This window comes from Bdellovibrio sp. (assembly GCF_036384735.1).
Classification (GTDB): Bacteria; Bdellovibrionota; Bdellovibrionia; order Bdellovibrionales; family Bdellovibrionaceae; genus Bdellovibrio.
In genome coordinates, this window is record NZ_DASVLT010000072.1 from 51279 (window position 1) to 75288 (window position 24010).

Here is a 24010-nt window from a genome sequence, read left to right on the forward strand (position 1 = left end):
TTTCTGCAAACATGAGCAATTAATAAGCAGGAGAACACAAAAATGATGCAGGCCTTTCTCAAAACCTTTGGCGAAAATGCGAAAACCCTTTCAATCAGTGACTTTGTCACACTTGGCAAAGACTCTAGCTGCCCCCTTCAAATCCCTGGCGAAAACGTCGCCGACCGTCACTGTCGCCTCGAGCGCAAAGAAACGACATATATCATTCGCGATCTTCGCAGTCCGTTGGGCACTTTCGTCAACGATGCTCGCGTGGTCGAAGCCCTTCTTCAAGAAGGTGACATCATCCGCATCGGCGAAGTCGAACTTCTATTTACGTTTGAAAAAGAACAACCAATTGCAACATTCCCAATGAAAAGCCGCAACGAAGTCTGGAATCAAGAACTTCAAGTCTTAGGCAATGTTGCTGTGACCGACTTCCCGGTTTTAATCTTAGGCCCATCAGGAACGGGTAAAGATGTCATCGCTCAAAATCTTCACGAATGCAGCCATCGCAGAAGTGGCCCTTTCCTATCGGTGAACTGCAGTGCCTTAAGTGAAACATTGATCGAAAGCGAACTTTTCGGCCATATCAAAGGCAGCTTCACCGGCGCTATCAATGATCGCAAAGGAGCATTTGAGGCCGCTCGTGGTGGCACTTTATTTTTGGATGAAATCGGTGATCTTTCCTACAGCCTGCAAGCCAAACTTTTGCGCGCCTTGGAAAACAATGAAATTCGCCCTGTCGGTGCTGATCGCAACGTGAAAACAGACGTTCGCATCATCGCAGCCACTCACCAGAACTTGAGCGATAAAATCCGCGAAGGGGCTTTCCGTTCAGATTTGTACTTCCGCTTGAATGTTGTCACAGTTTCTCCACCTGCTTTGGCCTTACGCTTAGAAGACTTTGATGAATTGCTTTATACATTCGCTAAAAAAATGAAAGTGCGCTTTTCATTTAATGCGATTGCAAGACTCAAAAAACATCCGTGGCCGGGTAATATCCGTGAGCTAAAAAACCTTGTAACCCGTGCCTCGGCTTTGTATCCGCGCATCCAAATCGAAGAAATGCACATCGAAAAGCTTTTGGATAAGACATTGATTACGACTCAAGAAGCGACTCCTGTGAACGATATTCCGGTGATTAAGGAAATTGAAAAACAGATGATTTTGAAAAGACTTGCGGCGAACAAAGGAAATCAGCGTCGCACGGCTCAAGACCTGGGAATGCCTAAGAGCACACTTCATGATCGCTTGAAGTATTATGATATCGATGTAGAAAGCTTTAAGGTTTAATCACCGCATTTTTAATAAATACGCGACGAACCTTCCCCTTCGTGAGAATTTTATTGATGTTCTTGCGAAGGCGGTCGCAAAGCATTTGCTTTCCCTCCCCCGAAGATAATTGATCGTAGTTCGTATCTTCGATCGTTCTTTGGAAAAGATCCTGCACTTCTGATTCGCGGTCTTTGATCTCGACGACGACTTCAGCGACCGTGCCTTCAACATAGAACTCCATGGCTGCCATGGGGTTCGGTCCCGATGAGGCGGAACGACGAATGTTCACGATCATCTTTTGCAGTTCCATGATATTCTGCGCTGTTCTTGTAGAGTCATAAAATGACTCTTTTTGATCTTCAGGACCGTATTGATATTTTGCCTGGGCCCATTCGTCCAATGACGGCAAGAACAAATCCTGCTCTGCCGGAATTAGCTTGTTTGTGGCAATTTTATAGAAAACAAATCCAGCCCCTACGGTCACAACAAGCAATCCTACAAAAGCTAATTTTTTTACGAGACTGAATGATTTGAAAGCCGTCATTCCCTCGCCCATACCGGATTTCATGGCGCCAAGCTGTGCCTTTAGCCATTTCAAAATTGATGGGCCAAGATTGCGCAATCCATGAATTAGTTGTTCTTTCCACCTGATCCAAGTCAGCCGCATCGATGTGCGCTTCATTTTTATTTTATATGAAAGATAAGGAAGGAATGGAAAAGCCTTAACAAGCTTCCCGCGCGGGCCCGGCATGCCGACCCATTGGCGTTTTTCATAATCCAATGTGTATTCAATTTCTAAATCACTATCGGAATCAAGATGACCGATATTTTGTGGCGTGATTTCCTGAAGACCGGCTGCGAACTCGGGATCTTCCTCGGCGATAATTGAATCCAAATTATCCAACGACAGAACCTCTTCAGAGTTTTCTCCTGAAGCATTCTCGGCGCCTTCTTTCTTTGGTTCCTCAACTTTGGTCGAGCTTTCGTTTTCAGCCAAATTTTTCTCCCAAGACGATTGTAAGAAAAGAACTAAAAACCCGGCAAGAACAATTTATAAACAGAAGTCCATCGGCTAGAATCTAGGTTTAGGAGTCTTGTGATGAAAGTGATGAAATTCGCCGTTCTTCCGTTTTTATTTTTAGGTGCCTGCACTAGTTTCCAAAGATCAGCAAACAGCGGCTATGGCTCCTCAGGAATTCACTACACTAATGATCATAATGATGGCGCTTCAGACAGCAGCACACGACAAACTGCTTATGAAATGGGTAAAGACCCCAATGCTTTAAGCGAATCGGACCTGGAAGACATTCGATCTCGTCAAAAGGTTCGCGAGCTAGAGCGAACCCTCAGCTCTCGCAAAGAAAAAGAGCAATATTCCAAAGTTCTGCCTTGGCTAAAGAACGACGAAGAGAAACTGTCCTTCTTGTCCGTTCCTACTTTAGAAGGTCGTCAGCAATGGATGAATAGCCACCACATTTGGGATCGCTCGCAAGCGCCCCAGGCTGAAATGAAAGATCTTATTGAGACGCAGGATATCGCCGTGGGTATGCCGCAAGATTATGTGAAACGTTCTTGGGGCGAACCGATGAGTATCGAAGTTTCAGGAAATCCACTCTATAAAAACGAGCGCTGGAAATACCAACGTTTTTCTTCCACACCGGAAGGATACCGCAAAGAAACACGTTATGTTTATTTTGAAGGTGGCCGTGTCGTGGGTTGGGAAACAGAATAATCCAACTCGGAAAATCCCCTTTGCAGTTCTTTAGTAAATTGTTGAATGAGTGGCTGAGCTAGCAGACCTTTTCTGCCTATAACAGCCACCTGACGATGCAAACCCGGCATAGGCAAAGACATGGCCTCTTTCTCGAGTCCCATTCCCCAAGCAATTCCCCACGGCACTAGGCCATGACCAAAACCAGCTTTTGCCATTTGCGCAATACTTGTGAATGACTCTAAAGTCATTGTCGGCACAATTTGGACACCAGATTTCCTAGTGAAATGCGGAATCTGTTTTAAAAGAGTCAGCCATGTCGCCGACGAAGATTCGATACTGATTATCTGAATCTCATCTTTACCTCCCCAGCGAAATTTCTTTCCATGAGATGGAATAATAACCATAGGTTCTTTGCAAATCGGTATCACCTCTAAGTCTTTAGAAACAGCGTCCTCAGCACACAAAGCTAAAGAGTACTCCCCAGACCTGACATGCTCGACAGCAATGGGAGTTCTATGAGCATGAAGCTCGAAGCTTAGCTGCGGCAAACTTCGACGTAGGCGTTCCAAGACAACGGGAGCTGTCGAGGCCATGAGCGATTCAGAAACTCCGATAATGATTTTCTTTTGCACTTCACGCTCTGGCTCTTGCATGCAGGCCTTAATTTCTAAAAGAAGAGGCCGAATTTTTAAGAGAAGAATCTCACCTTCATTGGTAAGACGCACTCGACGTCCTTCAGCCTCTAAGAGGGGCTGACCGTATTCTGCTTCCAGGCTTTTTATCCGCTTGCTGACAGCAGACTGAGTAATGCGCAGACGAGCTGCCGCCTTTCCCATAGTTCCAAGTTCTTTGACAGCCAACAAGGTTTCAATAAAATCCAACATATTCCAAAGCCTACTTGATTAAAGTATTTATATTCCATGGATTCTATAATGATTTAGGCTAAAGTGGAACCAAGAAGAGGTAGTTATGAGCAAAGGCACCTGGAATCCTTCCCAATATGAAAAGTTTAAAAACGAACGATCACAGCCATTTATTGATCTTATGAATATGGTCCACCCCATTCCGAACGGAAAAGCCATCGATCTAGGGTGTGGAACTGGCGAGTTGACTCAAACTTTACACAAATATCTAGAAGCAGCTTCGACAGTGGGGCTTGATTCCTCCACTGAAATGCTTAAAGAGTCCGAAAAGTTTTCCGGTGATGGAGTTTCCTTTGTCATGGGTGACATTAAAACTTGGAGCGAAAAAGAAAAGTATGGGGTTGTTTTTTCAAATGCGGCTATTCAATGGTGCGAAAACCATCGAGAAATCTTTCAGCATCTTTATGATGCATTAGTAGACGGCGGGCAATTGGCTGTGCAAATGCCCATGAACCATGACTTTCCAACACACATCCTTTCCAAGCAAATGAGCCACGAGCCTCGCTGGAAGGCGGCCTTGGGCGGCGCAACTTATGATAAACCCGATGTCATGCTGTCGGTGGAAGAGTATGCGAAGCTATTATTTAAGCTTGGCTTCAGAGAACAAACCGTCACCATGAAAGTCTATGGACATGTTTTGAATTCGCGAGAGGAAGTGATCGAGTGGGTCAAAGGCTCGATGCTGACTCACTTCCGATCTCATATGAGTGAAGACAACTATAAAGAGTTTTTGCAAGAGTACCGCGAAAGACTTTTCCAATTCTTGCCTGACGAAAAGCCCTTCTTCTATCCGTTCAAACGCATTTTGCTTTGGGCAAAAAAATAGGCCTGCAGTTGCAGGCCTTTTCCTTAGTGGGCTTCATCCCAGTTGGCGCCAATGGCGTAATTCACTTTCAACGGAACTCGTAACTTTGCTACGTTTTCCATGATCTTCACAAGCTCTGACGAATACTTCTGCAGGTTTTCCTGCGTATCTTCAAAGATCAATTCGTCATGCACTTGCAAAAGCATGCGCATTGGAATTTTCTCGTGCACTTCAATCATAGCCTTCTTGACTAGGTCACTGGCTGTTCCCTGGATGGGAGCATTGATCGCGGCACGCTCGCCGAATTTCTTCAAGGCCATGTTTTTAGATTGAAGTTCGTCGATATAACGACGACGACCGAATAAAGTTTCAACATACCCCTGCTCGTGAGCAAGTTTGATTGTTCCTTCGATATAGTCGCGGACATTTTTAAAGCGCGTGAAATAGCGATCAATGATCTCTTTTGCTTCGCCCCTTGGAATTCCCAAGTTTTCAGCCAAACCGAAAGCCCCTTGTCCATAAGCAATACCGAAATTGACAGCCTTAGCTGCGCGACGATGCTCAGAGGTCACAGCCTTCAAATCAATGCCAAAAATTTCTGCCGCTGTTGCCGCATGGATGTCCAAATCCTCAGCGAAAGCTTTGCACAAGTTTGGATCTTCTGAAATATGCGCCAAGATACGCAACTCAATTTGCGAATAATCCACTGATAAAAGCTGCATGCGATTCGCAGCGATGAACGCTTTTCTTACGCGTTGGCCTCGCTCGGTACGGATTGGAATATTCTGCAAGTTTGGATGAGTGCTTGAAAGACGCCCCGTTGATGTTGTGGCTTGATTAAAGCTCGTGTGAACACGGTCATCTTTAGCACTAATCATCGTTGGCAACGCATCCACATAGGTCGATTTTAACTTGGAAAGCTCACGCCACTGCAAAACTAGCTTTGCAATGGGATGATCCAAACCTTCCAAAACGTCCGTGTCTGTTGAATAACCTGTTTTCGTTTTTTTACCTGCTGGCAAACCTAGCTTTTCAAATAGAATCACACCCAGCTGCTTCGGACTTCCCACATTAAATGTCTCGCCCGCCGTTGCATGAATATTTTTTTCTAGCTCTTTGATTTCAGTTTCTAAATCAGAACTTTCTTTAGCCAATAGATCCGTGTCGATTCTTACTCCCAAGTTTTCCATAGCAAGAAGAACGCGCACCAACGGCAATTCCAATTCACGGTAAACCTTTTCACCCTGACTTGCCTTCAAACGCTCTTCTAATGTCTTCGCCAAATGACGATGACAATTTAAAAGCTGTGATGGAGTGATCATTTCCGGCAAGGTGTCACCCATGATCTTGTGATAGATTTTTGCAAAGTCCGTAGAGTCGCCGGCTTTCAAAACATAAGCCGCAAGCATAGAATCCCAAGCTGCAATCGGAGTTTTCGCATTGATTTTATGCCAGTATTCCTTCAAATCGAAACCACTCCAACGGATTTTGAATGTATCTGTAAGAACACCTAAATTCTCGTGGTCACTGACGGAAATGACATCTTTATCTGTACCGATAAAGATACCGCGGTCATCAGAAATGGCCCAAAGGGCTTGATTTTCATTCAATGCGTCTGCCAGCTCGCGAGTCGACATTTTCTTTTCTGCATAGTTTTGAGCAGAATACTCTGCGATCTCTTCGACAGTTGCTGATAATGGTGTTGTCGTTGGAGTCGTGACAGCCACCGTAACTTTCGATGAAGTCGCAATTGGCGTTACCGCTTCTGGAGCTCCTCCATCAATGCCTACTAAATTTTTCTCGAAGGTCTTAAAACCGAGCTCGCGCAATAACGTGCGCAGTTCGTCTTTTTTCCAAGGACGTAAGCGATAATCCTCGATGTTTTCATGCACTGGAACATCCAAAGCAATCGTCACTAGTTTTTTCGACATCAAGGCATTTTCTTTGGAGGCGATCAACTTTTCGCGCACGCCTTTTGGCTCCACCTTATCGATATTTTCGTAGATTTCTTCGATGTGCTTGAACTGCTCAAGAAGCTTGATCGCCCCTTTTTCTCCAACGCCCTTTACGCCCGGCACATTATCAACAGCATCTCCAAGAATCGCCAAGAAATCGATAAATTGATCCGGACGAACTCCCCATTTCTCAAAAGCACCTTTGGCATCGTAGCGAATGTCTTTCATCGTGTCGTAAAGGAACACACCGTCTTCAATCAACTGAGCAAAGTCTTTATCGCCGCTGACGATGATCACTTCCATGCCATTTTTTCGACCAAACTTCGTTAACGTACCGATGATGTCGTCAGCCTCATAACTTGGAACTTCTAACGCTGGAATCCCTAAAATATCAGCCAGCTGCTTGATGTAAGGAATTTGCTTTGAAAGATCCTCAGGCATCTCCGTGCGGTGAGCTTTGTACTCTTGATACATGTCTTTACGGAATGACGGTTCTTTACGGTCGTAACAGAAGACTAGATATTCAGGCTGTTCTTCCTTTAAAAGCTTCGTGATCATTGAAAGGAAGCCGTAGACAGCGTTAACTGGGACGCCTGCTGGAGATGTGAGCTGTCTGATCGCGTAGAAAGCGCGAAAGAACATAGAGCTCACGTCAATTAGATACAGTTTTTTCATTTATTCTCCCATTTTCAAAAAGCACAGGCCGTCGACAGATGTCCAACGGCCTGAAAATTTACAACGGGAGTGCTTTAAAGTCGATTATTCTAAGTCAGCTTTGACGCGTGAAAATTCAATTTGCTCAAGTGCGTTTTTATCGAGCGCAATTTCAGAAGCTGGCGTGTATTTCACTTCGTCGGAACATTCTTGGCATTGACGGAACATCAACTCCAATTCGCCCTTAATTGAACTTTGCATAGAGTCTTGGCCATCTTCCCAAGAATCGATGTCTGTTAAAGAACACTTCAAGCGACGAGCCATATCCGACTTACTCCATCCCAAACGAAGACGAAGAGCACGCATACTTTCTTTATTCCACTCGAGAGAATAGTTCTCGATCATATAAACCTCTAGATTCACTAAATAAATGTGACGTGTTTAGAGTCTGAATACTAGTAAGATTATACACGAGAATCACGCAATAATGCGTCGCGAAACGTTACTGTTCCGGAAAAACAAAGACTAGGTCGTGCTCACCCACCAAATCCAATTTATCGCGAGCTTGACGCTCGATAAAAGCTGGATCTTTGGCCTGCTTCAATTGATCTTGAAGGGCATAGATGCCTTGCTTGGTCTGATTAATTTCGGAACTGATGTGAGCGAAGTCTCGATGAAGACCCCAAAGTCTCCACAAGTTACCATTCAGAACAATGGAGACAACAAACACAAAGAAGCAAACAACTGCGACACGTGCAGGATGATTTAAAAATCTACGAAGGCCGATGGCAAACTGGGTATAAGACATACTTAAAGTTTAGCCACCCCATTCCCGAGGTGGCTAGTCCAGTTCAACATCGTGAACTTAAAACGTGTGAGACGTAGGTGGCAACAAGGCGCAAGGAGAAGGCGTACCGAGAGTACGCCGCCGACGCAGCAACGCAGGTGACGCCTGCGTATCGCACGTTTTAGCGGAAGGCGGCTTTGTCCCAGTACTGCCCCATGCCTCCCAAGTCTTCTTCGATGCGAAGAAGTTGGTTGTACTTTGCGGTTCTTTCACCACGGCATAAGCTTCCCGTTTTGATTTGGTGACAGTTCAATGCCACAGACAAATCTGCGATCGTCACATCTTCTGTTTCACCAGAACGATGAGACATCACAGTTTTATATTTGTTTCTTTGTGCCAAGTTCACGGCCTCGAATGTCTCTGTCAAAGTACCGATTTGGTTTACTTTCACAAGCAATGCATTGGCTGCTTTTTTCTCTAGACCTTGGCGAAGACGTTTTGGATTTGTTACGAACAAATCGTCACCCACAAGTTGCATTGTCGAACCCATTGCTGAAGTCGAAGCAACCCATGAATCCCAATCGTCTTCCGAGAAACCATCTTCGATAGAGATCAAAGGATATTTCTCCGCCCAACCTTGATAGATCTTCATCAATTCCGCCGGAGTGATTTGGCTTCCCTCCCAAGTGTACTTGCCGTCTTTGAAAAGTTCAGTCGAAGCAACGTCAAGACCCAAGAACACGTTTTGACCTGGATCGTATCCAGCATCAACGATTGCATTCATAACCAAATCAAGAGCTTCTTGGTTTGAACCCAATTTCGGAGCGAAACCACCTTCATCACCTACTGCTGTTGAGAAACCTTTTTTGCCCAAGATTTTCTTCAGCGTGTGGAAGATCTCTGCGCCGGCGCGAAGAGATTCAGCATAAGAATTATTCACTGTTGGAATGATCATGAACTCTTGAACATCCAAACCGTTATTCGCATGAGCTCCACCGTTCAATACGTTCATCAATGGAACTGGCAAGCGACAAGCTTGAGAACCACCCACGTATCGGTACAACGGAAGATTCACGTCAAGAGCAGCCGCTTTCGCAACAGCCAACGAGACACCAAGGATCGCATTCGCGCCCAAGTTAGATTTATTTTCAGTTCCATCGATTTCGCGCAAAACTTTATCGATGTAAACTTGCTCAGTCGCTTGAAGGCCTAAGATTTCTGGAGCAATTTTTTCGCGAACATTATCTACGGCTTTGTATACGCCTTTACCTTGGTAACGGTTTTTGTCTCCGTCACGAAGTTCAACGGCCTCATGGGCACCTGTAGAAGCTCCTGATGGAACTGCGGCGCGACCGATGTTGCCTTCAGCAGTAGTCACTTCAACTTCGATAGTTGGGTTACCACGGCTGTCTAAGATTTCACGGGATACGAGGCTGACGATTTCAGACATGATGATTTCCTTCCGCTAGTCTACACTCCAGCTTCGCTGGAGTAATTTTTTGCATTTATTTTTTTAACAAGCTCCATGCTCTCGAAAACCGTGCGCGGGTATTGGGTTTTCACAAATTCCCAGTCCACGCGTCTCATGGCTTCTTTCACTGCAGGAGTCATTTTCCCTTGAGCCGCTAGCATAGTGATGAGCTGTTGTGCACGCACCATGTAGTCGTGCATGCGTGCCAAATTTTGATTCAATACATAAGCTGGTGACTCACTGTCGAAACTCAAATTCGACAACGGTCCTTCGTGTGGAATCAAAGAGGCTTTGCTCAACTCAGAAACTTCGACTTCCGCAGACCCATGCAACTTTTCTTTTTCATAGTTGCGAATTTTTTCTTCAAGATCACCGACGTACTTTTGCAAATCCTCGCGCTCACGCTGAGTCGTCTGCAAATCATCAATCAAACTTTTAAACAAATCAGGACTGACTTGATGACCAATGTTTTGATTTTCACTAAAGATCGATTTTTGCTCTGTCGACCAATTGAGCTTCAGCGTAATGCCCGTCCACTCGCAACGAGCTAACGGTTGGCCCACGTAAACTGGCAAAGACTCGAAAGCCGCTTTCAAATATGTCGTCACCAGCGGATATTGCTCGGCGGGCAACGGCAAATCGAAAGAGATGCTTACCTCATCACGGCGTAAGTTTTCAATCGGTGGTTTCGGAGAAATGAAATACGACAGGAATTGCTCGGGCTGATTAAAAATTTCCTGCGGACGAGGCATCATACGCAGAACACTGTCAAGGACACCCCAAGCTCGAAGCTCAGGCCCGTTGTGACCAGCTTTGGTCAACAGATCGACATCTTGTTTGAGTGGAAGGCGAACCGCCATTTCCAAGAAGTGCTCCATGTCCGGAGCAGAAATCCAATACGAAGAATCGCGCAAAAGTTCGACCGAAAGATGCGTTTGCTCATAGAGCGGCGTAAGGTCTTCACCCTGCTCTTCAAGAACGGTCAAAACTGCGTTGGAGATCTTACAACTAAAGTGCACGAATTGGTCTTAGCGTACTTCTTATGCCATTGATATAACTATATTATGCAAAAACAATAAGACGCATTGCAAAGGCTGAAGATCTTCCCAGAGCATCCCGCAGACATCCCCCATCTCGCACTGCGAAATAGACATCTGCGCTTGATAAATCTCAAGGAAACTTTACTTCCAAATTCCCAAGAGGGGGCTCGCGTTTTTGTCGCGCTCCGTAAGAGGCGCGAGATCATAGCGTTTTTCCAAGTATGACAAAATCGAAGTGGTTTCGTACAAGTTGTGATCGACAAACCCATGCTTCACTTGCGGAGAAATAAAGACCGCAGGGATGCGTGTCCCCAACCCCCAACGATCCAACTGCTTTGCCGGCTTAGGATCCCAGAAGCCGCCGTGCTCATCAAAAGTCACGATAACCAAAGTATTTTGCCAATATTTGCTGGCTTTGAGTTTTTCCACAACTTTGCGCACTTTTTCATCGCCGGAGGAAACATCTGAATAGCCTGGATGAGCGTTCTCATTTCCAACAGGCTTAAAGAAAGCCACGCTTGGCAAAGTTCCGTTATCAATGGATGACAACAAATCTGCTTCATCTTTCAAATGATCGCGACGACCCTCTGTGTTCGGGCCATATTTTTTAAAATACAAAAACGGTTGATGATGAAATTGGAAGTCACCATCGTTCTTGCCATTCAAGATGTCATTCCATCCACCTGCATACCATGCCCACGAAATATTTTTCGAAGACAGGCGATCGCCGATAGTGTCGTACTCTAAAACTGGCAAACGACGTGAGTCATCTTTTTCGGCAGGATCAAAGGGCATCAACCGAGGCTGAATTGTATTCACCGCATAACCATCCGGAGTCAAAATATTTGCTTTCACCGGAAGGCCTTTGGCGTTCAAAACTGTGCGAATTTTTTCGGGAGCATTTTCATATTGCGGGGTCCGCGCCGCGATCAACCACTGATGGTTAATGAACGATCCACCAATGGAGGACTGAAAAAAATTATCTGCAAGAGTATACTCGCGGGCCATCTTCCATAGGTATGTTTTCGTCATGTCATAGTAACCGACAGGCAATGCTCCAACAGCAGAGTACGCAACAAACTTATCGTTTTTGCCACCGTCCATTTGCACCATGTGCGTGAAAAATTCATGATTAGGATCTGGTACGCGATCAGAAATTTTCACATAGCGATCAATCAAGAATGTTTCATTTTTCAAGTTTTTTGGAAAACGCGGATCGCCGACTTTTGAGTGTCGCTCACTCACCTGCGGGAGAGTCTTATAAAGCTTGCCGTCACCGTCTACTTGCCCCTGGTACCCCGCCTGTACAGTGTTGTCGGCTCCAGGAAATTGTGCAAAGAGGTTATAGAAGCTGTGATTCTCTAAATAAATCACGACGACATGATCAATCGCCGGTTGTGCCGATTTGTCGTGTCGTCCGGAAGAAGGAACTTGAGAACTTTGACAAGCCGCCAATAACAAAATCAAAGAGACGCTGATTATTTTTTTCATCTCTTATCGGTGTCATAAATCTGTCCGAAACTCAACTCGGGCAGTGTCAGAAATCTGTTAGCTTCTTTTTCGCAGCCATGACGCCTCATGGTTACAAAAAAGAAGCAGGCACCTTTTAGGCGGCTTTTTGGAATTTGGATTTTGGGAATGGGAGTTTGTTGTCGATGATTTCTTCCATGAAGGAAGGGATGTTGCCGGTGGCTTCCAATTTTCCTTCTAGGGTGCCGTCGGCCTTGCGTACCAAGCGACCTAGTTCAAAAATAGGAACGACGTTGTAATCACCATTTGGCAAAAAGCCACGCACTTCACTGATGGCGCCAATACGACGAGAGCCATCACCATAACGAGAGATCTGCACAATCACATCAATCGCAGAGGAAACCTGCTGGCGCAAAGCTTTCTCACTGATGCGGCTGTCGCCACCTTGTGCAAGAGCTTCCAGACGCACAATCGCATCTTCTGGCGAGTTCGCATGGACTGTTCCCATACAACCTTTATGACCTGTATTCATCGCATTCAAAAGCTCAAGGGCTTCGCTCGAACGAACCTCTCCCACGATGATGCGATCAGGGCGCAAACGCAATGCACTTTTCACAAGATCTTTGATCGTCACTTCGCCTTTGCCTTGAGCATCAGCCATGCGAGTTTCAAACATCACAAGATGATCATAATCCACTTGCAACTCGGACGAGTCTTCGATCACAAGAACACGTTGGCCTTTAGGAATGCGCGAGCACAGCAAAGACAACAACGTGGTCTTACCAGAACCCGTACCACCACTGACGATGATATTTTTCCCTAAGAACATACAAATATCTAAGAAGCGAGCCCCGTCTTCCGAGATCGTTCCGTACTTGATGTAATCCGTGAAACTGATTTTCGTATTCGTAAACTTACGAATACTTAAGGTCGTTCCCTTACGAGAACAAGGCGGAATCACCGCCGCGATACGCGAGCCGTCCGGCAGACGCGCATCCAAACGAGGATTTTCATCATCAATACGACGCCCTACGCTTTGAGCGATAGAGTTTACGGCCGCACGCAAATCATCCTCGGAAGGAAAGGATTCAGAAACTCTCTCGAGCTTACCTTTTCTTTCGACGAAGATTTCCTTGGGACCATTCACAAGAATCTCCGAGACACCCTTGTCTTCGAGATATTTCGCGACAGGACCGAGATTCTGCTGAATGGTCTGCTTGAAAACGTTAGAATCCGACATAAAACCTCTGTTCCTCTAAAAACAGAAAATGAACTTTTCTGCTCTGGCAACGCCAGAGCGTAAGCCAGCTAGTTCGAAGCAGGTCTTCTGCCCGAAGCTGCCGATGCTGCATTTGAATCAGAGAAAATAATAAACTTTCCTTGCACCGCTGTTTCGGGGCACTGGTACGAGAAAATTCCGTCCGTCTTTGGCGTGACGCTGAAAACTTTTTGCTCGCCAAACACCGTGTTGTGATGTTCAGAGAATGCATCAAGCACGAAACTGACGTTTTTCTCTTTATTGTTCACGTTCACCACGTGAATGCGATAGTTGCTACCTTTTTTAAGACGAACTGTATCAGGGACAAAACCCTTATCCGTATTCATGATGACGATGTCTTGAGTCGGCTCTACAGAATCAAAAACTTTCGTCAAAATCGTCGCAGATTGATCTTCTTGCACGCTTGCTGGAAGACGGTCTTCGTTGCTAACTTTGTTGAAATCAACCTGGCGACGCGAAAAGTCCACTTCCCACGCATGAGCTACACTTGCAGTGAAAAGTACTACAGCAATTTTAATGCAACTCTTTGCGATCTTGGAATTCACAGAACTCACGGGCAACCTCCATAGCGATATAATTCACGGATCTTTGATCCATCATGTGAAGTTTTTGAACTAGGAGATCCTTGTTTCCTTTGCAGCCATTGATCATTTGAAATGCGTCACTCAAGATTTGTGGGTTCGCCATCATCTCTTTCGTCACTTCGCTCCAATCCAATTTCAAAACCGGGTCAATCGCCCCAACTGTGAAAAGAGCGTCAAACATCATTTGCAAATCGCCTTGAAGAAACATTGAATCCTCCATCTGTTCACTCTGGTTTCCCAAAGTTGCCGAGCTTCCTGCTCGACCCTTCCCATGTTGTTTCTATCGGTAGGAGTTCATCAGAACTTGAGTCAATTTGAGGCGATTTTTGAAGACTTGAGGAGATCTATCGTTTGACGCTGGCCCGTGGTCTGCGCGGACGAGGGGCCAGTCAGGTCGAGGGAAATTATTGCTTTAAATCGGCAGATTCTGCCGAAGTTTCAGTCGCTTTTTCATGCTCAGCAGCCGGAGCTGGCTTGGGTTGTGACAAGATCTGTATCGCAATGTCAGATGGTGACGTTAGAGACTTCATCATACGAAGTGCTCTTTCATCCTGGGCTTCTTTGGTAATTTCAAGATGAGCGTCGCGAATACGTTCCGCAATCTTCCTCTCAAAACCGTCATCTTTTACCAGGGGTTTGATCTCTGCCAAAAGATTTTCCAAAAAGATGGCGTACGTCACTTGAACAACAGGTTTGAAAGTTCTTGGATGCTTTAAGGCACCAATGGCTTCGTCAGTTAATTGACTGATCGTTTTTTCCCATGCATCCAATTCATCTAAATTGCTACGTAGTGGGGCCACGACTTTATCGATCATGTCATCCTCGTTCGGACGAGAGTAAACCGCTTGCAAAGCTTCGCGCAAAGGAATGACCTTTCCACTTGGAGTTTTTTTGGATTCTTTCACCTTGTCATTGACCAACTTATTGATCTGATCCAAATCTTTCGTTGCCAATTGTGAGTAGTTAAAAAGCAAACCTGCATTGGCCTGCATACAAAATACAAAGGTCAAACCTGCTAAAATAAATTTTGAATTTTTCATATAAATGAGTTTAAGCCCTCACTCTTTCACGGCAAGTCCAGAGTGATTTCGTAACACTTGGTTTTCCCTGGAGCTCAACCCGCCGAGCCAGACCTTGGTAGTGGTTGTTTTTTTGTTTTCTAGGACCCGATTTTAGTGTCCAATAAAGGGGCTTTGATTTTGTACATTTATAAATTTCCATCTGGAGGAAAATTTGAAAGCACTTAAGGTACTAGGCTTATCCGTTTTGGCACTTTCGCTAGCGAACTGTGCTCCATCTGCAAAACAACTTAAAGAAGCAGTAGAAAAAGATCCAAGCATCGTTTTCGCCGCTATCGAAAAAGATCCTGAGCAATTCATTGAAGTAGTTAATAAAGCTGCTCAAGGCGCACAAAAGAAAGCTCAGGAAAAAGCTGTTGCCGAAGAAGCTAAAAAACGTGACGAAGAATTCAAAAATCCTTTGAAACCACAAATCGATGAAGGCCGTGTGATCATGGGTCCAAAAGATGCTAAGATCACTATCGTTGAGTACTCTGATTTCGAGTGCCCATACTGCGCTAAAGGTTACTCTACTATTGAAGAAGTGATGAAAGCTTACCCTAAAGATGTACGCATTCTATACAAGCACTTGCCTTTGGATTTCCATCCTATGGCGATGCCTTCTGCTCGTTACTTCGAAGCCATTGCAATGCAAGATCACGCAAAAGCTGAAAAGTTTTATCACCAAGTTTTCGAAAACCAAGGTGAACTTCGCGCTAAAAAAGAAGGCTTCTTGAAAGAAGTTGCTAAAAAAGCTGGCGTAGACATGAAACGTCTTGAAAAAGATTTGAAAGACGAAAAAATCACTAAACAAATCGAAGCTGACATGGAAGAAGCACGTAAGTTCAACTTCTCTGGTACACCAGGCTTCTTGATCAACGGTGTTTCTCTTCGTGGTGCTTATCCATTCTCTGAATTCAAAGACATCATCGACCGTGAACTTGGTGGCGGCAAAGAACCAAAAAAATAATCGTGAGTTTTTAGATAAACTCGGGAATACTAAGCCCACAATTCGCAAGGATTGTGGGTTTTTTATTTTCCAAACAAGGAGTTTGTCGTGAGCGTTTCTACTGCCAAATCCATGATCCTCAAGGCCCAAGATGCCATCGATACTGCCAAGAAAAATCTAAACGACGACAAACAGCATGATGTTGCCGGATACAACCTTGCCCAAGCGGCAGAGTTATTCCTTAAAGCTTGCTTGGAAATGCGTGAACTTGAATATCCCCATGACGATGAAGGACATGACCTGGACGTGCTTATGCAGATCCTAGAAGAGGAAGGATTTGCAGAAATTTCATCCCACGCCGACGTGGTTGAGCTTACACCTTACAACGACACCCGCGCCCACATCAGACCCGATGAACGCTTGAATTTACAGGAGTACTTAGGGTACATAGATGATCTAAAGAAACTTGTGGGAGAGCAGTTGAAACTGTTTTAAGCCCCTAAGGAAATGACATGACCCCAACGGAACTGATTCTTCAAAATACAACCAAATACTTCCGGTTTTATTTTGGGCTTTATTTGAAGCAAAAAAGAACATCGTTGGGAATGAATGTTGAGCACCTCGCAAACTCCATCAATATGACTCCTGCCCGTTACAATCGCCTCGAAGTGGGCGGGATCAAGATCACTGACACGTTGGCAGAAAAATTGGACACAGTTTTTCGTTTCGATTTAGAAGATATATACGAACTCAAACGGCTGGCAAACGTCGCTCAAGCGAACGACATTTGCCGGGAACTAAACATCAATTACCCTGCATGATTAAAGACGCCGCTCGCCACCAACAAGAGTCTGAAAGACTTCGCGAATTGATCCAAGAAATCGGTTTACCCCTGCGTAACCTGCCCGAGATCATTTCTGCGGACCATGAAGATTGCTTGGCATGGTGGACTCGTAACGACGACAAAATCATTATCACAGACAAACACTTCTCGCGTCTGACTTCTTTATTGGGAATTGAAGAGTCAAAGCTTCTACAGGGAAATTATGACCGCGACCTTGTTCGACGTCGTATCCATGGGGATTTCCAGTCGCTTCCAGAGCGCTATGAGGGCACAAAAAACAGTTACCTTCGCTCTTCTGCCCACATCATCAAGTACTTGCGTCTCACAAGAGGTCAGTTGTTCACAGATCAGCTTTTAAGCTCTTTAAATTTGTCACCATTGGTCTATGAGAATACGAACCTGCAAATCAACCTGACTTACTTCTCGGACCTTTTAAAGGCCTTGGCCGATCGCGGGTTTTCACAAACTGAGTTAGATGCCCTATCCAGCGTAATCTTCTTGTCGCTTCAACAAACGACGTTAGGACAAAAATTCCAAGAGGCCGAAAGCGGATCTGATATCTACACGACGCTGGCTCGAAACTTCGATTATTTCGACACGAACTTTGAATATAAAAGTAGCTTCGTCGGAAAAAAATATTTCCTTAAGACAACATTACCTTTGAACCAACACAAAGCACTCAGCGAAAATCCGAAAGATTTAGAACGACTTCTTCGCTATCGCCACATCTTGCTGGCATGGTTCCCATACCTTGCAGGCTTGAGTCCGATCTTCCCGAAAGCTGAAATCGTGACAACATCGGACTCTGTGGAAATTAGTTATGAATTCGTTCTTGGCAATGAGGCTAAGAAGCAACCGAAACTAGTCTTAGTTTAGCGGCTTCGAATGCCTCTGCAACAAACTGAGGAAGCGGTTTTACATCTTTTGACGGAAGCACTTCATAAATATCCTCAATCAATTGCTGATATTGCGCATATACGGACTTCATATGGGTCATGTTGAATTGACTCATTAGAATGAGCATATGCGGCGCCTTGACTGCTGGGTGTTCAAAGATCAATCCTTTCGGCATTGATCCGACATGCTCTAGCCATCGAGAAGCGTTGTAGGACTCATTCGTGCAACCGACAAAGTTATCAAAACCCGCCCTCATGATATTCATACACACCATGAAATACCCAAGATCAGACAGATTCAAACCGGAATTTTTCTTTGAGTATGCGGGATCCACAAACCAGGCATTGCAATCGACTATTTGTGGATGTTCGGAGTAAAAATCATTGAAGGCTTTTTGCAGTTTCGGTTCCATACGTGGGACCAGGGACATGAGCGGAGTGTCGATTCGATGTTCTTGTGAACGGTCCAAAAAGGTGGTTCGAATCGCAAACACCAGCTTTGGATTTATAAAATCCGTGGTGTCGTAGATTAAATAATGGGTTCCAATCATATCGTGCTTATCGGTCACAACATAATTTGGATCCGTCCTCAGAAAGTTTTTTTGCTTCACAAAGATAACCTCTGACATGATTTTCTGTGCAGCAGAATTATCCAATTGCTCTTTAGCGTAGTCTAAGATGACCAAACGGAATTTACTCATACCAAAACACCCCCGATGTTAGATTCTCACCTACTTCTTCGGACTTCTAAAATGGAAATTCAGTCCAGTACTAAACTGAAACGTTGTTTAGTTCTATCCAATCCCACCGATAAGAGAGGCGCTGTGAGTTCAAAACCCGTGAACAACTAAGGAGCGTTTGCAAAATGGCGGCAAAAAAGATTCTTCCAAGTGACGAACAATATTTAGAAAGAACCAAAAGAAATCAATTTTGGATGAAGGGCACCGAGGGACAACTTGCTCTTCGTAATCTCAAAGTGGGTGTTGCCGGATTAGGCGGAATGGGAAGCAATATTGCAGAAATATTTGCCCGTCTTGGAGTGGGACATCTACGCTTAGCCGATCCAGATGTCATAGAAGTAAGTAATATAAACAGACAGGTGATTGCCAACATGAGAACAGTTGGCATGACCAAACTTGAAGCTTCATGCAGCGAGCTCTTAAATATCGACTCCACATTAGATCTAAAAAAATTCCCTGAAGGCATCAGTGAAGAGAACGCCGAAGATTTCGTCAAAGGACTGGATGTCGTAATTAATGAGATCGACGTCCTTCACGTTGATAAACAGATGGCCTTGCTAAACGCAGCACGCAAACACAACATCCCGGTGTACACCACGTTAGTGGTAGGGGTCGGTATTCATTTGTATAAGTACTCTCCGACAAGTTCTTTTACGGCTTATGACTTCCTGGGTGGTATTTTACGCGACTCAAGCTTGGATATGTTGCTTGAAACTTTGGGGCAACCATTGCCGGCCTATATGCAGGATGAAAATCTTCAGGCTTTTAAAGATGAGATCACCAACCGGGGCGGCATTCCGATCTTTGGTGCGAGCACTTACTTGGGGCAATCCATGTTGGTGATTCGTGTCCTCTCGGATCTGGGTCGCCTACGGGGCGTGAAAGGATTGCCTGAAACACCAAGCCTGCCAGAGTTTTTAGTACTCGACCCCTTGACACTTGAGTTGAAAACCGCCCTTATAGGCGCCGATGGAAAAGCGCGATTCAAAAATTAATTCTTTATTTTTTCATATGGGCCCTGGCTTTCATGCAAAGATCGAGGCCCAAGAATTTTCCCAACGCCACCCTCACGTGGCGTTTCTAAATCAGCCTCAAGATTTGAACCTTAAAGACCTGCATGCTTGGGCCGAAAATGAAGTTCGCGCGCAATATGCGGTCACGCAAAAACCTCTTCAACTTTTAGGTCATAGTTTTGGCGGTCAGATTATCGCGGCCATTCTTCCTGGTATCGCTGACTTAGTTTCAGAGGTTCGTCTTATGAATACAGCTGGAGACTCTTTTCAGAGCTTTGCTCATTTACGGCACTTGCTTTTAGCTGATGCCACGACATCGACTGAATGGCTGCAAAGGTCGCCTGAAGAAAAGATGAATGCGATCTTGGAAGTGGCAGGACATCCGCAGTTTGGTGATGTCTACTGGAAGGATCCAAAAGCTCAAGCTCATTATCAGCAGATTGCAAATGGGTACCCTGGATTAAATATTGAGGCATTTATTCGCATCTTCAGTGAGTACCTTGCCGTAGACCCACAGAAGACACTACAGAGCTTTGTTTGGCAGGGCCCCACTCATATTTACTACTCTCTGCAAGACCCTCTTATAACGGATTTTGCGACGGTGGAATCCTGGAAATCCATGTTCCCAAATGCGCAATTTCATCAGATATCAAATACAGGACACTACAGCCATTTTGAGCAGCCGTCATTCGCAGATGAGTTCTTCAAACTATAAAAAATTTAATTCCTAGACGATTGCTTGTTTATGGATACTTATGTATGTAATTTAGAGATCTATCAAATCTGAGGGAGCAAGCAAGTATGGCTGAATCCGCACTATCACAATTTCTAAAAGAGAAACGCGTCCTCGCGGGCCTTTCTCAAAAACAAGTCTCTGATGCTCTTGGTTACAGTACCGCTCAATTTATTTCCAATTGGGAAAGAGGCCTTGCGACTCCTCCCATTCCAGTGATTAAGCGACTTGCTTCTTTATACAAAGTTGAAGTTCAAGAGATCACAGATCTGCTCCTTCAGGAAACTTTGCGCGAAGTCGCCGTAGACTTCAATCGCAAGATTAAACAAATTCTTTAGCTTAATTTGCGGTGGCAGATGCGTAGATCAAGCTGCCACCCTTGATCATGTCGATCAGCTTCGTACGATTTTCCATCGCCACAGCAGGACACCCCCAGCTCCTTCCCTGATTCACATTCGCCTCGCTCACATAAGCTGCCCCATGAACGACGATAGCGCGAGATTTCGCATTCGAGTTCGTTGAAGACAGGCCATCTAACTGCAAAGAATAACCGTTATCGCCCGTATAGGTATCCAAGGTCATATAAAATCCCAGCGAGCTGGCATTCGAACCCGACACATTACTGAACGTGTGTGCATAGCCATCGTGAGTTGGATCAGAACCTTTTCCATGTGCTACACGAATCGCCCATACGGCTCCTGTTTTCATGTTGATGATAAAGAAGCGCTTGTTGCCTGAATACTGACTGAAGTCGATCACAGAAAGATAATCTTGGTTTTTAATCTTCGCTAAGTTGGCATCGTAATAAGTCAAAGCCGTTTTCAATTGTCCTGAGGGAACAACCTTGGTTGGATCGACATAACTATATTTCGCCATGATGTCCGTGGATCCTGCCGAAGTCGACGTGCCTGGCGAGGTTGAAGATGAATCTGTAGATCCGTTCGTCGTTGACTGTGTGCTATTGCTTGAGGAAGCAGGCTCGCTTGTCGGATCATCCGCTAAAGTCACCGCAGAGCTCTGGAATCCTCCAGGGGCGCAGGCTGCAAGCATTGCTGTCACAAGAGTTATTGCAAGAGTGTTTTTGATAGACCATGGCTTCATGCCCAGACCTCCGCGGTAGTTCACGAAGGTCTTCGGTGTGCTCATATTTAAACTTTAAAATCTTTTTTTGTGTCGGAATTCTCGACAAACAGAACAGGAATTTCGTCGCTAGTTTTTACGATTTACTCGCACTCTTCGGTATTTTGGTCAGGCTTACATCCGAGAGCTTTTTGAATTTGAGGAGCTGCGAAATAGATTTTGTCGACGCGCGAACTAGTCAAAGGGTGATCTCCTTCGTGACCACCTTCCGAGGATTTCAGCATCGCCTCCACCTCATTCAAGGTAGGACAGAAATTACCGACGGCTCCCCTGACAGCATTCATTGCTGCCTGCTTAAGGTTATCACAATCCATACTCATGAAAAGAGCTTGAGACGTGAAGGCATATTCTTTCGCCTTACCTGCATCCTGGATCTCACTCACTTTTTGCCCTAACGCTTGTGATGACACCCAGTCCGCAAAAGATTCCTTAATATAGTTATTGCCCGTGTAAGAGTCGCAATATTGATAGTTCTGATAATTCTGATCCAAGGAGGCACGCTGATCATTAAAACCTGCGACAGTTGCATCACCTAGCTCAACAGGCTGTGTAGAATCATTATCGCCTTGAGATTCCTGACGAAGCTCTTCCTCGTCCTTATTAATTTTATCCAACATCTCTTGTTTGGTTGGATTTTTCACATTGATCGATTTTGCCGTCTGCAGACAGGCGATAACTTTGTTCATCGGATTTTTCTGCGTTGGAATTGCCGAGAACAAAGGTTTTGCTCTATCACTGGCGCCCCCCATGAATTCCGGAAGATTCAACGAAGGCTTGCCGTCTCGTTTAGAATAGGAATATGCCGTGGCACAGGGGTCGAATGTGTGACCTAGCTCATGCGCGATTGTTGTGAACAGCGATGCTTCCGGCATGTTCATCAACTGCGGGCAGATTGTGATGTTATGATTTTGCGGGCTATAAAAAGCATTGGGACCTTCGCAACCATCGGCCGCCATCGAGTAAATACCATCACCTAAAGTCGGATTTTTAAATTCCACTGACTTCACACGAGATATCATATTGTCGATCTCGCCAGCATTTTGCGAGTTCCTACGACTTTCTAAAACCTTCACAACTCGAGCCTGCACGTCATTAAAAATGCTACGGGTCCGCGCCAGCTCTTTGGCATAAAGGTCTTTATTTTTTTGTAAAGCGGCTTTCCCACCTGCTTTTTTAGCACTGACCAGTTGCTCTGAATAAACGAATGGATCATTTACAGCCGATTGTGCGAAGGGCCTGCGCATGCAGGATTCACCATAAGTCACCGTCGTCGTCATGGCAAAGTTTGGAATCGTATGTCCCTGATCATCTTTGTACAAATAGAAATCAGTTCCCTTGTTAGAAAAGGCGTTGCAGTAATTCGCAAACGTGCAAGGGCCCGACGATGGAGTTCCGCACTCAGGCACATTCAAAGAGGATCTCTTCAATGTTTCACGAAGCAGGCTGAGCTTACCGACAGCCGCACGATTTTGTGATTCAAGCTCGGCTGAAGTCTGACCGCGAGCGAAAGATGAGAATGCTAATATCAAAGCTGGTAATAGATGCATGAACTTCATGAATTAATTCCCACTGGCATAACTGCGAATGTCATTAAGATTTTTAATAAGACGGCCATAGGCATCCCCATCCGTACAGCCCTCACGACGCTGTTCACGCTTATTATCTTTTTTTATGAAAACGTATTTACCTGACGCGCACATCAGGGGGCTGGAGGACTTCACGGGTCCCTTTTCAATTTCCTTCCATGCCGTCAAAATTTTCGGAGGCAATGACTTTCCTAAGCTCTTACTTCCGAAAAAGTATTCGCCGTTTTCTTGCTTCAAAATGTCAATATTGCGAACACCTACGTGATTGGTGCGATCCAAAGTGATTTGCCAAGCAAAGGCTGACGAGCTCAATAGGAAAATGGACAGAAATAGCTTCATAATTTTATTTTATTAGTCGTTCACGAATTTGTCGCAAGATTGTCTTTGGTCTTATGCGGACTTGGACCTTGGTCTTAGAATGTTTGGTTTTTAAGAGAACAATTTTTCGATTTTCCGAACATTTCAAAGGCATTTTAAAAAATAAAAAATTTAAATTCACCGAATTGACCTGTGATTTCTATCCCATGAGTGTCCTTGGAAGTTGCGAGCGACTTCCTCGACCCGAAACGTGTCTTTGTTCTCACAATTTTTTTCTTTAGCATAGTGGAATTACCTGGAGTGATGAATGCATTTTTCCAATAAAATTGTCTTACTTTTTTTCACCGGAATTCTTTCAAGCTGTAGTTACGTTCTGGACACTCTTCACCCCGTGAGCCCCGCCAGTGATGCCGCTAGCAACGGCAGCCAATCGATAGCCCCAGCAGAAATTTATTTCGCCTCTATTCAATCTTCGATTTTAGAGCCAAGTTGTTATGCCTGCCACTCGGCCGCAGCCGGGAACAAAGGAGGCGTGAACCTTGAAACTTATGCAAACGTTAAAGCGCAGCTTGCAGACGTACAAGCCGACGTCGATAGCGGCGACATGCCTCAAAGTGGCCCCGAGGTTTCAGCTTCACTTAAAGCGGTGTTAGATCAGTGGATTGCCAACGGAGCTCCAGAGTCTGCGTCCTCTGGTTCAACAAACACTACAAACGGAACTACATCAACTCCGGTTGCCTCACCGACACCGGTCGCTACGAATCCAACTCCGACGCCCGCGCCTGCACCGCAAC

27 protein-coding genes are annotated in these 24010 nt (G+C 45.0%); 11 read left to right on the top strand and 16 right to left on the bottom strand.

Annotated elements, in window-relative coordinates; genetic code table 11:
* Positions 1 to 42 precede the first annotated feature (42 nt).
* Positions 43 to 1275, top strand: a complete 1233-nt coding sequence (locus tag VF412_RS19815) for a sigma-54 interaction domain-containing protein (RefSeq protein WP_331341014.1) — start codon at positions 43 to 45, stop codon at positions 1273 to 1275.
* Here the strand turns inward: VF412_RS19815 and VF412_RS19820 are convergent.
* The gene (locus VF412_RS19820; RefSeq protein ID WP_331341015.1) at positions 1265 to 2254 is read right to left on the bottom strand and encodes a flagellar basal body-associated FliL family protein; all 990 of its coding nucleotides are present in this window, start codon (positions 2252 to 2254) and stop codon (positions 1265 to 1267) included. The genes VF412_RS19815 and VF412_RS19820 overlap by 11 nt on opposite strands.
* Positions 2255 to 2356: 102 nt before the next feature.
* Between VF412_RS19820 and VF412_RS19825 the strand changes: the two genes are divergently transcribed.
* Complete coding sequence (locus VF412_RS19825) at positions 2357 to 2989, top strand: hypothetical protein (protein ID WP_331341016.1); 633 nt, start codon at positions 2357 to 2359, stop codon at positions 2987 to 2989.
* Here VF412_RS19825 and VF412_RS19830 read toward each other — a convergent pair.
* Positions 2947 to 3855: a LysR family transcriptional regulator gene (locus VF412_RS19830; RefSeq protein WP_331341017.1), complete on the bottom strand. Its 909-nt coding sequence runs from the start codon at positions 3853 to 3855 to the stop codon at positions 2947 to 2949. The genes VF412_RS19825 and VF412_RS19830 overlap by 43 nt on opposite strands.
* Positions 3856 to 3940: 85 nt before the next feature.
* Here VF412_RS19830 and VF412_RS19835 point away from each other — a divergent pair, with 85 nt between their 5' ends.
* Positions 3941 to 4720: a methyltransferase domain-containing protein gene (locus VF412_RS19835; protein WP_331341018.1), complete on the top strand. Its 780-nt coding sequence runs from the start codon at positions 3941 to 3943 to the stop codon at positions 4718 to 4720.
* 23 nt (positions 4721 to 4743) lie between these two features.
* Here VF412_RS19835 and polA read toward each other — a convergent pair whose 3' ends face one another.
* The 10 genes from polA to VF412_RS19885 all read right to left on the bottom strand — a co-directional run bounded on the left by polA (position 4744) and on the right by VF412_RS19885 (position 14979).
* Positions 4744 to 7329 (bottom strand): DNA polymerase I, encoded by a 2586-nt coding sequence (polA, locus tag VF412_RS19840; protein WP_331341019.1) that lies wholly within the window; start codon positions 7327 to 7329, stop codon positions 4744 to 4746.
* Positions 7330 to 7413: 84 nt separating this feature from the next.
* Positions 7414 to 7713 (bottom strand): XRE family transcriptional regulator, encoded by a 300-nt coding sequence (locus tag VF412_RS19845; RefSeq protein ID WP_331341020.1) that lies wholly within the window; start codon positions 7711 to 7713, stop codon positions 7414 to 7416.
* 97 nt (positions 7714 to 7810) lie between these two features.
* A complete protein-coding gene (locus VF412_RS19850) occupies positions 7811 to 8116 on the bottom strand; it encodes a septum formation initiator family protein (protein WP_331341021.1) in 306 nt (101 codons plus the stop codon).
* A gap of 160 nt (positions 8117 to 8276) precedes the next feature.
* A complete protein-coding gene (gene eno / locus VF412_RS19855; RefSeq protein ID WP_331341022.1) occupies positions 8277 to 9545 on the bottom strand; it encodes a phosphopyruvate hydratase in 1269 nt (422 codons plus the stop codon).
* 20 nt (positions 9546 to 9565) lie between these two features.
* Positions 9566 to 10585: a hypothetical protein gene (locus VF412_RS19860; RefSeq protein ID WP_331341023.1), complete on the bottom strand. Its 1020-nt coding sequence runs from the start codon at positions 10583 to 10585 to the stop codon at positions 9566 to 9568.
* Positions 10586 to 10747: 162 nt separating this feature from the next.
* Positions 10748 to 12097: an alkaline phosphatase family protein gene (locus VF412_RS19865; protein ID WP_331341024.1), complete on the bottom strand. Its 1350-nt coding sequence runs from the start codon at positions 12095 to 12097 to the stop codon at positions 10748 to 10750.
* Between the two features lie 115 nt (positions 12098 to 12212).
* Positions 12213 to 13316, bottom strand: a complete 1104-nt coding sequence (locus VF412_RS19870; RefSeq protein WP_331341025.1) for a CpaF family protein — start codon at positions 13314 to 13316, stop codon at positions 12213 to 12215.
* A gap of 68 nt (positions 13317 to 13384) precedes the next feature.
* Positions 13385 to 13909: a cupredoxin domain-containing protein gene (locus VF412_RS19875; RefSeq protein WP_331341026.1), complete on the bottom strand. Its 525-nt coding sequence runs from the start codon at positions 13907 to 13909 to the stop codon at positions 13385 to 13387.
* Positions 13869 to 14147 carry a cytochrome gene (locus VF412_RS19880; RefSeq protein WP_331341027.1) on the bottom strand — a complete coding sequence of 93 codons (279 nt, stop codon included), beginning with the start codon at positions 14145 to 14147 and terminating at the stop codon, positions 13869 to 13871. Before VF412_RS19880 ends, VF412_RS19875 begins: the two co-directional genes overlap by 41 nt.
* A gap of 196 nt (positions 14148 to 14343) precedes the next feature.
* Positions 14344 to 14979, bottom strand: coding sequence for a hypothetical protein (locus VF412_RS19885; RefSeq protein WP_331341028.1), 636 nt, complete (start codon positions 14977 to 14979; stop codon positions 14344 to 14346).
* 193 nt (positions 14980 to 15172) lie between these two features.
* Between VF412_RS19885 and VF412_RS19890 the strand changes: the two genes are divergently transcribed.
* The 4 genes from VF412_RS19890 to VF412_RS19905 all read left to right on the top strand — a co-directional run bounded on the left by VF412_RS19890 (position 15173) and on the right by VF412_RS19905 (position 17666).
* Positions 15173 to 15967: a DsbA family protein gene (locus VF412_RS19890; RefSeq protein ID WP_331341029.1), complete on the top strand. Its 795-nt coding sequence runs from the start codon at positions 15173 to 15175 to the stop codon at positions 15965 to 15967.
* 87 nt (positions 15968 to 16054) lie between these two features.
* The gene (locus tag VF412_RS19895) at positions 16055 to 16441 is read left to right on the top strand and encodes a HEPN domain-containing protein (RefSeq protein ID WP_331341030.1); all 387 of its coding nucleotides are present in this window, start codon (positions 16055 to 16057) and stop codon (positions 16439 to 16441) included.
* 17 nt (positions 16442 to 16458) lie between these two features.
* A complete protein-coding gene (locus tag VF412_RS19900; RefSeq protein WP_331341031.1) occupies positions 16459 to 16767 on the top strand; it encodes a helix-turn-helix transcriptional regulator in 309 nt (102 codons plus the stop codon).
* On the top strand, positions 16764 to 17666 hold the full coding sequence (locus VF412_RS19905; protein WP_331341032.1) for a hypothetical protein: 903 nt from the start codon (positions 16764 to 16766) through the stop codon (positions 17664 to 17666). The genes VF412_RS19900 and VF412_RS19905 overlap by 4 nt, the downstream gene beginning before the upstream one ends.
* Here VF412_RS19905 and VF412_RS19910 read toward each other — a convergent pair.
* A complete protein-coding gene (locus VF412_RS19910) occupies positions 17635 to 18387 on the bottom strand; it encodes a hypothetical protein (RefSeq protein WP_331341033.1) in 753 nt (250 codons plus the stop codon). The genes VF412_RS19905 and VF412_RS19910 overlap by 32 nt on opposite strands.
* Positions 18388 to 18551: 164 nt before the next feature.
* On the opposite strand from VF412_RS19910, the gene VF412_RS19915 reads away from it, so the two are divergent.
* The 3 genes from VF412_RS19915 (at position 18552) to VF412_RS19925 (ending at position 20510) form a co-directional block, all read left to right on the top strand.
* A complete protein-coding gene (locus VF412_RS19915) occupies positions 18552 to 19421 on the top strand; it encodes a ThiF family adenylyltransferase (RefSeq protein WP_331341034.1) in 870 nt (289 codons plus the stop codon).
* The gene (locus VF412_RS19920) at positions 19396 to 20154 is read left to right on the top strand and encodes an alpha/beta hydrolase (protein ID WP_331341035.1); all 759 of its coding nucleotides are present in this window, start codon (positions 19396 to 19398) and stop codon (positions 20152 to 20154) included. Before VF412_RS19915 ends, VF412_RS19920 begins: the two co-directional genes overlap by 26 nt.
* An 86-nt stretch (positions 20155 to 20240) precedes the next feature.
* The gene (locus tag VF412_RS19925; RefSeq protein ID WP_331341036.1) at positions 20241 to 20510 is read left to right on the top strand and encodes a helix-turn-helix transcriptional regulator; all 270 of its coding nucleotides are present in this window, start codon (positions 20241 to 20243) and stop codon (positions 20508 to 20510) included.
* A gap of 1 nt (position 20511) precedes the next feature.
* Here the strand turns inward: VF412_RS19925 and VF412_RS19930 are convergent, their stop codons facing one another.
* From VF412_RS19930 to VF412_RS19940, 3 genes are all read right to left on the bottom strand, one after another.
* Complete coding sequence (locus VF412_RS19930; protein ID WP_331341037.1) at positions 20512 to 21318, bottom strand: murein L,D-transpeptidase catalytic domain family protein; 807 nt, start codon at positions 21316 to 21318, stop codon at positions 20512 to 20514.
* A 77-nt stretch (positions 21319 to 21395) separates the two neighbouring features.
* A complete protein-coding gene (locus tag VF412_RS19935) occupies positions 21396 to 22868 on the bottom strand; it encodes a hypothetical protein (protein WP_331341038.1) in 1473 nt (490 codons plus the stop codon).
* Positions 22869 to 22871: 3 nt separating this feature from the next.
* On the bottom strand, positions 22872 to 23237 hold the full coding sequence (locus VF412_RS19940; RefSeq protein WP_331341039.1) for a hypothetical protein: 366 nt from the start codon (positions 23235 to 23237) through the stop codon (positions 22872 to 22874).
* A 286-nt stretch (positions 23238 to 23523) separates the two neighbouring features.
* On the opposite strand from VF412_RS19940, the gene VF412_RS19945 reads away from it, so the two are divergent.
* Positions 23524 to 24010, top strand: a 487-nt coding sequence (locus VF412_RS19945) for a hypothetical protein (protein ID WP_331341040.1), incomplete at its 3' end; no start/stop codon positions are given.

What these genes read in the sequence shown, in the direction of transcription:
- VF412_RS19935 (WP_331341038.1), bottom strand. Translation starts at nt 22,868, where the DNA reads ATGAAGTTCATGCATCTATTACCAGCTTTGATATTAGCATTCTCATCT.
- VF412_RS19885 (WP_331341028.1), bottom strand. Translation starts at nt 14,979, where the DNA reads ATGAAAAATTCAAAATTTATTTTAGCAGGTTTGACCTTTGTATTTTGT.
- VF412_RS19880 (WP_331341027.1), bottom strand. Translation starts at nt 14,147, where the DNA reads ATGTTTCTTCAAGGCGATTTGCAAATGATGTTTGACGCTCTTTTCACA.
- VF412_RS19930 (WP_331341037.1), bottom strand. Translation starts at nt 21,318, where the DNA reads ATGAGCACACCGAAGACCTTCGTGAACTACCGCGGAGGTCTGGGCATG.
- VF412_RS19850 (WP_331341021.1), bottom strand. Translation starts at nt 8,116, where the DNA reads ATGTCTTATACCCAGTTTGCCATCGGCCTTCGTAGATTTTTAAATCAT.
- VF412_RS19905 (WP_331341032.1), top strand. Translation starts at nt 16,764, where the DNA reads ATGATTAAAGACGCCGCTCGCCACCAACAAGAGTCTGAAAGACTTCGC.
- eno (WP_331341022.1), bottom strand. Translation starts at nt 9,545, where the DNA reads ATGTCTGAAATCGTCAGCCTCGTATCCCGTGAAATCTTAGACAGCCGT.
- polA (WP_331341019.1), bottom strand. Translation starts at nt 7,329, where the DNA reads ATGAAAAAACTGTATCTAATTGACGTGAGCTCTATGTTCTTTCGCGCT.
- VF412_RS19845 (WP_331341020.1), bottom strand. Translation starts at nt 7,713, where the DNA reads ATGATCGAGAACTATTCTCTCGAGTGGAATAAAGAAAGTATGCGTGCT.
- VF412_RS19825 (WP_331341016.1), top strand. Translation starts at nt 2,357, where the DNA reads ATGAAAGTGATGAAATTCGCCGTTCTTCCGTTTTTATTTTTAGGTGCC.
- VF412_RS19915 (WP_331341034.1), top strand. Translation starts at nt 18,552, where the DNA reads ATGGCGGCAAAAAAGATTCTTCCAAGTGACGAACAATATTTAGAAAGA.
- VF412_RS19940 (WP_331341039.1), bottom strand. Translation starts at nt 23,237, where the DNA reads ATGAAGCTATTTCTGTCCATTTTCCTATTGAGCTCGTCAGCCTTTGCT.
- VF412_RS19815 (WP_331341014.1), top strand. Translation starts at nt 43, where the DNA reads ATGATGCAGGCCTTTCTCAAAACCTTTGGCGAAAATGCGAAAACCCTT.
- VF412_RS19920 (WP_331341035.1), top strand. Translation starts at nt 19,396, where the DNA reads ATGGAAAAGCGCGATTCAAAAATTAATTCTTTATTTTTTCATATGGGC.
- VF412_RS19865 (WP_331341024.1), bottom strand. Translation starts at nt 12,097, where the DNA reads ATGAAAAAAATAATCAGCGTCTCTTTGATTTTGTTATTGGCGGCTTGT.
- VF412_RS19925 (WP_331341036.1), top strand. Translation starts at nt 20,241, where the DNA reads ATGGCTGAATCCGCACTATCACAATTTCTAAAAGAGAAACGCGTCCTC.
- VF412_RS19870 (WP_331341025.1), bottom strand. Translation starts at nt 13,316, where the DNA reads ATGTCGGATTCTAACGTTTTCAAGCAGACCATTCAGCAGAATCTCGGT.
- VF412_RS19835 (WP_331341018.1), top strand. Translation starts at nt 3,941, where the DNA reads ATGAGCAAAGGCACCTGGAATCCTTCCCAATATGAAAAGTTTAAAAAC.
- VF412_RS19910 (WP_331341033.1), bottom strand. Translation starts at nt 18,387, where the DNA reads ATGAGTAAATTCCGTTTGGTCATCTTAGACTACGCTAAAGAGCAATTG.
- VF412_RS19900 (WP_331341031.1), top strand. Translation starts at nt 16,459, where the DNA reads ATGACCCCAACGGAACTGATTCTTCAAAATACAACCAAATACTTCCGG.
- VF412_RS19830 (WP_331341017.1), bottom strand. Translation starts at nt 3,855, where the DNA reads ATGTTGGATTTTATTGAAACCTTGTTGGCTGTCAAAGAACTTGGAACT.